3 protein-coding genes are annotated in these 9,423 nt (G+C 69.5%); all 3 read right to left on the bottom strand.

All coding sequences use genetic code 11. The features are described 5' to 3' along the window. On the bottom strand, positions 1 to 7,555 hold a 7,555-nt coding region (locus tag J7J50_RS16125), incomplete at its 3' end, for an autotransporter outer membrane beta-barrel domain-containing protein (protein WP_215057490.1). 473 nt (positions 7,556 to 8,028) lie between these two features. After that, positions 8,029 to 8,454, bottom strand: coding sequence for an organic hydroperoxide resistance protein (locus J7J50_RS16120; protein WP_215057489.1), 426 nt, complete (start codon positions 8,452 to 8,454; stop codon positions 8,029 to 8,031). Positions 8,455 to 8,615: 161 nt separating this feature from the next. After that, a complete protein-coding gene (locus J7J50_RS16115) occupies positions 8,616 to 9,089 on the bottom strand; it encodes a MarR family transcriptional regulator (protein WP_215057488.1) in 474 nt (157 codons plus the stop codon). Positions 9,090 to 9,423: the final 334 nt, after the last annotated feature.

Raw genomic sequence — 9,423 nt, 5'->3', positions numbered from 1 at the left:
CGCCGGTGCCGGCCGCTTGCGCGCCAGCGGAAGCGCCCGACGCGGACGCGTTCGATGCCGCCGTGCCCGCGGTCGAGGTCGAAGACGCCGCCGACTTCTGCGCCGAGATCGCCCCGGCCGTCGCGCCGGCCGCGGCTGCGGCCGCTGCGGCGGGACTGGACGAACCCGATGCCGATGCCGAGCCCTGCGCGGATGCCGCCTGCGCATTCGTTTGCGCATTCATCGCCGCGCTGGTCGCGGTGCCGGCGGAGCGCGCCGCATCGCCGGCGCGATTCGCACCCGGATCGCTCGCCGCCGGATCGCCCACCGACGCCGACGCGACCGCCATCGGCGCCGCTCGCGCCATGGCGACCGCCGGCGTGCCGCCCCACCCCAGGCGCAGGCCGACGTTGAGCGAATGCGCGCGGTCGTCGCTGCCGATATCGCCGCGGTATTCGATGAAGCCGCTGCTGACCGGGCTGATCTTGTACTGCAGGCCCAGGCCGACGTTCCAGCGATTGCGTTCGGCGGCGAAGCCGCTGACGGTGAAGCCCGGCACGGTGGCGCCGGCGAAGGCGTTGCGCGCCACCGGCTGATCGTCCTGCAGATCGTGCAGATAACGGATGTCGGCGGTCGGGCTCCACTTGCGCGCGGCGCTGCCCGGCGCGCCGGAGAAGCGCACGCCGATGCCGGCGGTGGTGGTGTCGTAGCTGCCGGTGGAGACGATCAGGTTGGCGTCGCCCGCGCCGCGCTCGGTGAAGGTCGCCGATTCGACCTTGTTGTAGTACACGCCGAGCAAGGGCTCGATACGCACGCTGGCGCCGTCCCAGCGCCAACCGGCTTCGAGCATGCCGTACACGCCGTCGTTGCTGAAATGCGCGTCGCTGCGGCGGTTGAAGGTGCCCACCGCGATTTCGCGCTCGGCGTCGAAGCTGCCGTAGCTGTAACCGGCCGCGCCCTGGGTCCAGAACGGGCCCGGCGCATACAGGAAGTGGATGCCGACATTGAACAGATCGCCATCGACCTTGTCGTCGCGGCGGTCGGTTTCCATCTTCGAATGCGCCATGCCGACATGCCCGCCGAAGCGGAAGTGATCGCCGGGCGAGCCTTCCAGGCCGATCGCGATGCCGCCGACGGTGTTGTCGATGCCGTCCAGGCGATCGCCGTCGAACTCGGCGCGGCCGCCGTAAGCGGTGGCCCACAGCGTGCCGAGCGTGCTTTCTTCCTCGACGCCGGCATCGCGCACGCGGTCGAGTTGCCGCGCCACGCTGCGCTGCATCTGCTCGGCGTTGTAGCGCTGAGCGCTGACGACGGAGCCGTAGGTTTCGCCGCTGAGCGTGTCGAACGCGCGCGGCGCCTGCGCCGCGCTGAGGCCGCGCGCGGCCGCGACCAAGGTCGGCAACTGGCCGTTGTCGGCGTCGGCGATGGCTTGCAGCGCATTGGCCACGGCCTGCTGGTTGCCGCTCAGGCCGGGGAACTCGTTGAAGCGGATACCGGTGCCGCCGGCATCGTGTTCGCTCAAACGCAGGAACACGTCGTTGCCGATGGTGACCAGGGCCGCGTCGAGGAACGGCAGCGCGGTCTGGCTGACGCCGGTGAACGCGCCGGTGAGCGAGCCGGCATCAACGATGCGGTAGTCGGTAATCGGCTGATAGCTGCCCGCTTGCGGGATCGCCACCACCTGGCCGCCGTTCAACGCCGCCGCTCCGGCGACCACCACCGTGTCGCCGACGCCCGCGCCGGTTTGCCGCACTTGCAAGGTCGCGCCCGGATTGACGGTGAGGCTGGCGACATTGAGCGAAGCGCCGATCGGCCCGGTGCCGGCCGCGCCCGCGGCGCCGGCGATGCCGGACGGAGCGAGCGTGCCGCCGAGGGTCAAGGCACCGGCCAGGGCACCGTCGCCGATCAGACCGCCGCCGGCGGCGACGTTGGCGTTGCCGCTCAGATTGCCGTTGAGCACCAGGTTGCCGCCGATCGTGCTGTTGTCGAAGCTGCCGGTGGCGCCGCTCGGAAGAATCAGCGTGCCGCCCGCGGCGAGGGTCAGGTTCTCGAACCCGCTGAGCGCCGCCGCCGGCAAGGTGCCGTCGCCGGTGCCGCCGACCGAGAACGTGTCGGTGCCGGCGCCGGCGTTGATCGCGCCGGTGATGCCGCCGAGATTGGCCAGCGTCGAGCTCAAGGTATCGCCGCCCGCGCCGAGGTTGACCGTGCCGGCGACCGGCCCGGTCACGCTGAGGCTGTCGATGCCGGCGCTGAAGTTAGCGGTCGTGCCCGCCGCCGAGGCGAGGCCGGCGGTGATCGGGTTGGCGACGTTGAGCGTGCCGCCCTGGATCGACAGGCCGCCGCTGAAGCCGAGCACCGGGCCGTTGAGCCCGAGCGTGCCGGCGCCGGCCTTGATCAGCGTGCCGCTGCCCGACACCGCGCCGTTGAGATCCAGACCGTTGCCGCCGACGATGCTCAAGGCGCTGCCGCCGCTCAGATTCACCGCATTGGCGAGCGCGAGCCCGGGAATGCCGGCGTTGAGATTGGCCGCGCCGCCGATGTTGAGCGCGCCGGTGCCGAGCGCGGCGGCATTGCCGAGCGCCAGCGTGCCGGCATTGAGATTCATCCCGCCGGTGAACGTGTTGGCCGCGCCCAGGGACAAGGTGCCGGTGCCGTTGAAGCCCAGGCTGCCGGCGCCGCCAATGGTGCCGCCCAGGGACAGATCGTTGGCGCCGCCGATGCCGAGCTGCGCACCGCCCGCGAGCGAGATCGTATTGCCGAGCGCGATGCCAGGGACGGTCGCGTTCAAGCCCGCGTTCGCGCCGACATTGAGCGCGCCGGTGCCGAGCGCGAGGTTGTTGCCGACTCCGAGCGTGCCGGCGTTGAGCGCGACGCCGCCGCCGAAGGTATTGGCGCCGCCGAGGTTGAGCGAACCGGTGCCGTTCATCGCCAGTCCGCCGGCGCCGCCGATCGTTCCGCCCAGCGACAAGGCGTTGCCGCCGTCGACGCCCAGCGATACGCCCGCGCCCAGGTTCACCGCGTTGCCGAGCGCGACGCTGGCCGCGCTCGCGGTCAGGTTGGCGTTGCCGCCGACGTTGAGCGCGCCGGTGCCGAGCGCGAGATCCGCGCCGACGCCCAGGGTGCCGCCGCCGAGCGCGACGCCGCCGCTGAAGCTGTTGGCGCCGCTCAGGTCCAGCATCGAAGGACCGTTGAAGGCGATGCCGCCCGCGCCGGAGATCGCGCCGCTCAGGCCGAGGTTGTTCGCGCCGCCGATGTTCAATCCGGCATTGAGATTGACCGCATTGCCCAGCGATACCGCCGCGCCGGCGTTGAGATTCGCCGCGCCGTTGACCGACAGCGCGCCGCTGCCGAGCGCGGTGTTGGTGCCGACGTTGAGCGTGCCGCTGCCCAGATTGAAACCGCCGCCGAAGCTGTTCGCGCCGTTGAGGCTGAGCGCGCCGCTGCCGTTGAAGGCGAGCCCGCCGGCGCCGCCGATCGCGCCGCCCAGGGTGATATCGCCCGCGCCGCCCAGGCCGAGCGCCGCGCCCGCGCCGAGGTTGATCGCGTTGCCCAGATTCAACGCCGCGCCGGTGCTGGCCAAGGTCGCGTTGCCGGTGACATCCAGTCCGCCGGTGCCGAGCGACGCGCTGCCGCCCAGCAGCAGATTGCCCGAGGCCAGGCCGACGCCGCCGGTGAAGGTGTTGGCGCCGGTCAAGGTGAAGTTGCCGCCGCCGTTGATCAGCAGCCCGCCGGCGCCGCCGATCGTGCCGCCCAGATCGAGCGAGTTCGCCCCGCCCAGGCCGAGCGCGACGCCCGCGCCGAGATTGATGTCGTTGGCCAGCGCGATGCCCGGGATGCCGGCATTCAAATTCGCGCTGCCGCTGACGTTGAGACCGCCCAGGCCCAGGCCGAGATTGTTGCCGATGCTGAGCGTGCCGCTGCCCAGATCGAATCCGCCGGCGAAGCTGTTGGCGCCGTTGAGGCTGAGCGTGCCGGTGCCGTTGAAGCCCAATCCGCCCGCGCCGCCGATCGCGCCGCCCAGGGCCAGATCGTTGGCACCGCCGATGCCGAGTTGGGCGCCGCCGGCGAGCGTGATCGCATTGCCCAGGGCGATGCCGGGCGCGGTCGCGTTCAAGCCCGCGTTGGCGCCGACGTTGAGCGCGCCGGTGCCGAGCGCGAGATTGTTGCCGACCCCCAGCGTGCCCGCGTTGAGCGCGACGCCCCCGCCGAAGGTATTGGCGCCGCCGAGGTTGAGCGTGCCGGTGCCGTTCATGGCCAAGCCGCCCGCGCCGCCGATCGCGCCGCCCAGCGAGAGATCGTTACCGCCGCCGATCCCGAGCGAAACGCCCGCGCCGAGGTTGATGCCGTTGCCGAGCGCGATGCCGGGAATGCCGGCGTTCAAATTCGCGCTGCCGCTGACGTTGAGTCCGCCCAGACCGAGGCCGAGATTATTGCCGAGGCTGAGCGTGCCGCCGCCGAGGTCGAAGCCGCCGCCGAAACTGTTCGCGCCGTTGAGCGCGAGCGTGCCGGTGCCATTGAAGCCCAGCCCACCGGCGCCGCCGATCGCGCCGCCGAGGGAAATGTCCGCCGCTCCACCGATACCGAGTTGCACGCCGCCGGCCAGATTGATCGCATTGCCGAGCGAGATACTCGGAACACTCGCGCTCAGGCTGGCGTTCCCGCCGACGTTGAGCGCGCCGGTGCCGAGCGCCCCGGCCGCGCCGAGGTTCAACGTGCCCGATTGCAGACTGAAGCCGCCGCCGAAACTGTTCGCGCCGTTGAGGCTGAGCGTGCCGGTGCCGTTGAAGCCCAGCGCGCCGGCGCCGCCGATCGCGCCGCCCAGGTCGATGTTGGCCGCGCCGCCGAGAGTGAGTCCCGCACCCGCGCCGAGACTGATCGCGTTGCCCAGGTTCAAGGCCGCGCCGGTGCTGCCGAGGCTGGCGCTGCCGCTGACATTGAGCGCGCCGGTGCCGAGCGAGGCGCTGCCGCCGAGCAGCAGATTGCCCGCGCCCAGATTCACGCCGCCGCCGAAGCTGTTCGCGCCGCCGAGGGTGAAGGTGCCGGCGCCGTTGATCGCCAGCCCGCCGGCGCCGCCGATGGCGCCGCCGAGCGCGAGCGAATTCGCGCCGCCCAGTCCGAGCGTCGCGCCCGCGCCGAGGTTGATGCCGTTGCCGAGCGCGATGCCCGGAATGCCGGCGTTCAAATTCGCGCTGCCGCTGATGTTGAGCCCGCCCAGGCCCAGCGCGAGATTGTTGCCGACGCTCAGCGTGCCGCCGCCCAGATCGACGCCGCCGGCGAAGGTGTTGGCGCCGTTGAGGCCCAGCGTGCCGGTCCCGTTGAACGCCAGTCCGCCGGCGCCGGAGATGAGCCCGCCGAAGGCGATGTCGCTGGCGCCGCCGATGCCCAGTCCGGCGTTGAGCACCACCGCGTTGCCGAGGTTCACGCCGGCATTGGCGTTGAGCGTGGCCGCGCCGTTGACCGTCAGCGCGCCCAGGCCGAGCGATGTGTCGGTGCCGACCGTCAATCCGCCGCCTTGCAGATTCAAACCGCCGGTGAAGGTGTTGGCGCCGCCGAGGGTCAGGTTCGCCGCGCCGTTCTTGGTCAGTCCGCCGAGCCCGGCGATCGTACCGTTGAGCGCGAGATTGGCGCTGCCGCCGATACCGAGCCCGGCGTTGAGATTGAAGTTGTTGGCCAGGCTCACGCCGGCGTTGGCGTCGAGATTGCCCGCGCCGGAGACCGTCACCGCGCCGGTGCCGAGCGCGGTGTTGTTGCCGACCGTCAACGCGCCGCCGCCGAGGTTGAAGCCGCCGGCGAAACTGTTCGCGCCGTTGAGCGTGAGCCCCGGCGCGCCGGCCAGACTCAGGCCGCCCGCGCCGCTGATCGCGCCGTTGAGCGTCAACGCGCCACCACCGCCGCCGGCGCCGAAGTTCAAGGTGTTGTTGAGCACGATGTTGTTGTTCAAGGCCAGACCGGCCGCGCCGGTGAGCGAGCCGGCGCCGTTGACGGTCAGCGCGCCGGTGCCGAGCGCGTTGGCGTTGCCCAGGTCGATCGAACCGGCCGCCATGACCGTGCCGCCGCTGTAGCTGTTCGCGCCGGTCAGCGACAGATTGCCGCTGTTGAGCGTGAGCGAACCGGCGCCGGCGATGTTGCCGCCCAGGTTCAGGCTGCCGGCGCCGTTGAGCGACAACGCGCCGTTGAGTTGCACCTGATTGCTGAGCGTGCCGCTGAACGCGGTGTTCAACGTCGCCGGACCGCCGACCAGGAACAGGCCGGTGCCGAGCGAATTCGCGCTGCCCAGGGTCAGCCCGCCGCCGTTGAGCGCGAGGCCGCCGCTGAAGCTGTTGTTGCCCAGCAACGACAAGGTGCCGGCGCCGTTCTTGATCAGGCCGCCGCCGCCGCTGAGCGTCCCGCCCAGGGTCAGGCTGTTGGCGCCCTGCACGATCAGGCCGCCGGTGAGATTGACGTTCTGCGCCAGCGCCACGCCCGGCAACGAGGCTTCGATCGCGCCGCCGTTGGCGGTCATCGGGCCCAGGCCGAAGGCGAGCGCGTTGTCGAAGATCGACAGGCCGCCGTTGAGCGTCGCGCTGCCGCTGACCACCGCGCCGGTGAGCGTCCAGGTGCCGCTGTTGACGGTCAGGTTTTCGAAATTCAGGTATTGCAGCCCCGAGATATTGCCGGTGCCGCCGGTGCCCGAACCCGGCCCGGCCGCGGTGTTCTGCAGCACCAGAGTGTCGTTGCCGCCGATGCCGGCATCGACCGTGCCGGTCGCGCCGAAGGTCAGCAGGCCCGGCGGCAAGGTCGGTGTCGGCACGCCGATCGGCGGCAGCGGAATCAACGGATTGACCAGCGAGGAACCGGTCACCGCGACGAAGGTGTCGTTGCTCAGCGTGGTGCCGAGCGAAACGCTGCCGTTGATGGTGCCGACGTTGACGAAGGTATTGCCGCCGGCGCCCGGACTTGCGAACGCGACGCGGCCGTTGATGGTGCCGGAGTTGGTGAAGTTGACGTTGCCGCCGCCGTAGATCGCCACCGCGATCGAATTGGCCGGATCGAACAATCCCAGCGCGCTGACGCCGATGGTGCCGGTGTTGTTGACCGTGGTGGTGCCGGTGTTGGCGACCACCATCGCCGTGCCGCCCAGACCGAAGGTGCCGTCGAAGGTGCCTTCGATCGAGCCGGAATTATTGATCGTGACGTTGCCCGCGCCGGGCGCGAACAGATTGCCGACGGTGAGCGCGCGCGCCAGCACCAGGGAACCGGCGGCGTTGGCGTCGATCGCGCCGAGGTTGTTGAGCGTCAGGCCGTTGCCGCCGAAGGTCATCGCGGTGCCGCCGGGCAGCGTGCTCATGATCGCGCCGGCCTGCACGGTCACGTCGAGATTGTTCGCGTTGCTGAGGAAGGAATTCGGATTGGGCGGAAGCAGGATCGGCACCCCCGTGCAACTCACCGTCGCGCCGTCGGCCGGCGCGGCCGGTGTACACGCCGCGGCCGCCTCGCCGCTGTAGAACTGCAACGCGATCAACAGCGGAATCGCCTGCGCGACGCCGATGCTCAGGGGATGAAAGCGAAAACGACGGGGTTGCGTGCGTGCGGGCATGACCGTTCCTCCGTAAGCCAATGCAGGCCCGAACGGGACGGTCGAAGGACGAGAACCTTCGGCTTTGGCGGCGTCTGGCCGCGTCGCGCCCGTGCCAGCGACGTGACCGGGCGATTGGGGGGCCCGGTCAATCCGACAGCGACGAAATCATTTCGACAGCGTTAGAAAGCGAGCCGGCTCGTGATTAGAAGAGAACGAAACACCAATGCAAGTCTGAGCAATCGCTTAGCAGTTTATTCTCGCCAAACAAATGCAAAACTCACATTTGCTCACTCGATCCTGAGCGGGTTCAGAGTGCTGTACGAGACTCACGCAAACTCACGATGCGTCATGAGCGCGGCCGGATTCCAGTCATGCGATGGCGGTGAATGCGTTCAGTTCGATGTCGCACAACGACGCGGCCCGGATGCTTGCGCATCCGGGCCGCGGGTGTCGAATCGGCGTGGCGACGACGCCGCCACGATGCGATCGGATCAGACCAGGGTCAGCGTCACGTCGATGTTGCCGCGGGTCGCATTGGAGTACGGGCAAACCACGTGCGCCTTATCGACCAGTTCCTGCGCCTGTTCGCGCGGCAGGCCCGGCAGCGAGATCTTCAGCTCGACTTCGATACCGAAACCGCTCGGGATCTGGCCGATGCCGACGCTGCCGTCCACCGAGGCGTCGGCCGGGAAGGCGATCTTCTCGCGGCCGGCGACGAACTTCAGCGCGCCGATGAAGCAGGCCGAGTAGCCGGCGGCGAACAACTGTTCCGGGTTGGTGCCGTCGCCGCCGGCGCCGCCGAGCTCGCGCGGGGTGGTCAGCTTGGCGTCGAGCGCGTTGTCGGACGAAACGGCGCGGCCGTCGCGGCCGCCGGTGACGTGAGCGTGGGCGGTGTAGAGAACTTTTTCGATGGACATGTCGGTGCTCCGATTGAGAGAGGGTAGTGCCGGGGATGAGTCGCGGTGGCCCGCGGGTTCGTGTTCGGTATTTGAATTGTCAGCGATTCGATAGCGCACTGTTTTGGCCGGGCGAGGACAGCGGTTCGCGGTCGAATACGGCGAATGGCGGCGATGCGGACTCAGCTGGCGCCGCTGCGGATCAGGCTCTCGCGCAGCGATTCTAGTTGCGTCTTGAGCACGGTCAGTTGCTCGACCGTGCAGCCTTCCACCGCGCACGACATCCCGACCGGAACGCCTTGCGCCTTGGTTTTCAGCGCGCGCCCGGCCTTGCTCAGCGCGATGATGACCTGGCGCTCATCGCTGGCGGCGCGGGTGCGGGTAAGCAGGCCGGCGGTTTCCAGCCGCTTGAGCAACGGCGTCAGCGTGGCCGAATCCAGGAACAGGCGTTCGCCGATTTCCGACACGGTCACCTCGTCGCGTTCCCACAGCACCATCATCACCAGGTACTGCGGATAGGTCAGGTCCAGCCGGGTCAGCAGCTTGCGATAGACCTTGTTCAAGGCCAGCCCGGTCGAATACAGGGCGAAGCACAGCTGATCGTCGAGCAGCAGGGTCGGCTGCGGCGGCTTGGCGGTGGCGGCGGGCTTCTTCATGGGGCATAATTTACATAGCGCGCTATTTAATAGCAAGCGGTGTTTGTGGATGCGGGAGGGGGTGGAGTGTTCCAGTTATGGTGCGAAACGTTTGGCTTGGGTGAGGCCTCGTGGCTTTTCGCTTGCTTCGCACTCCCCGACTCCCGTCCCTTCCCCCAAGCCCGTCATTCCCGCGAACGCGGGAATCCAGCGACTTTCATGCAGGTCACGGCAAAGACACTGGATTCCCGCGTTCGCGGGAATGACGACTTGGAGAGATGGCGCTGAAGTCTCTGGATTCCCGCCTTCGCGGGAATGACGTTCTGGAAAGATGGCGCTGAAGTCTCTGGATTCC

The organism is Lysobacter sp. ISL-50 (assembly GCF_018612875.1).
In the GTDB taxonomy this organism is placed as follows: domain Bacteria; phylum Pseudomonadota; class Gammaproteobacteria; order Xanthomonadales; family Xanthomonadaceae; genus Lysobacter.
The sequence above is the reverse complement of the archived record's forward strand: the minus strand, read 5'-3'. Positions and strand labels throughout refer to the sequence as shown.

Bases quoted from the DNA above. Each gene is read 5' to 3' on its own strand.
- J7J50_RS16120 (WP_215057489.1), bottom strand. From the start codon at position 8,454: ATGTCCATCGAAAAAGTTCTCTACACCGCCCACGCTCACGTCACCGGC.
- J7J50_RS16115 (WP_215057488.1), bottom strand. From the start codon at position 9,089: ATGAAGAAGCCCGCCGCCACCGCCAAGCCGCCGCAGCCGACCCTGCTG.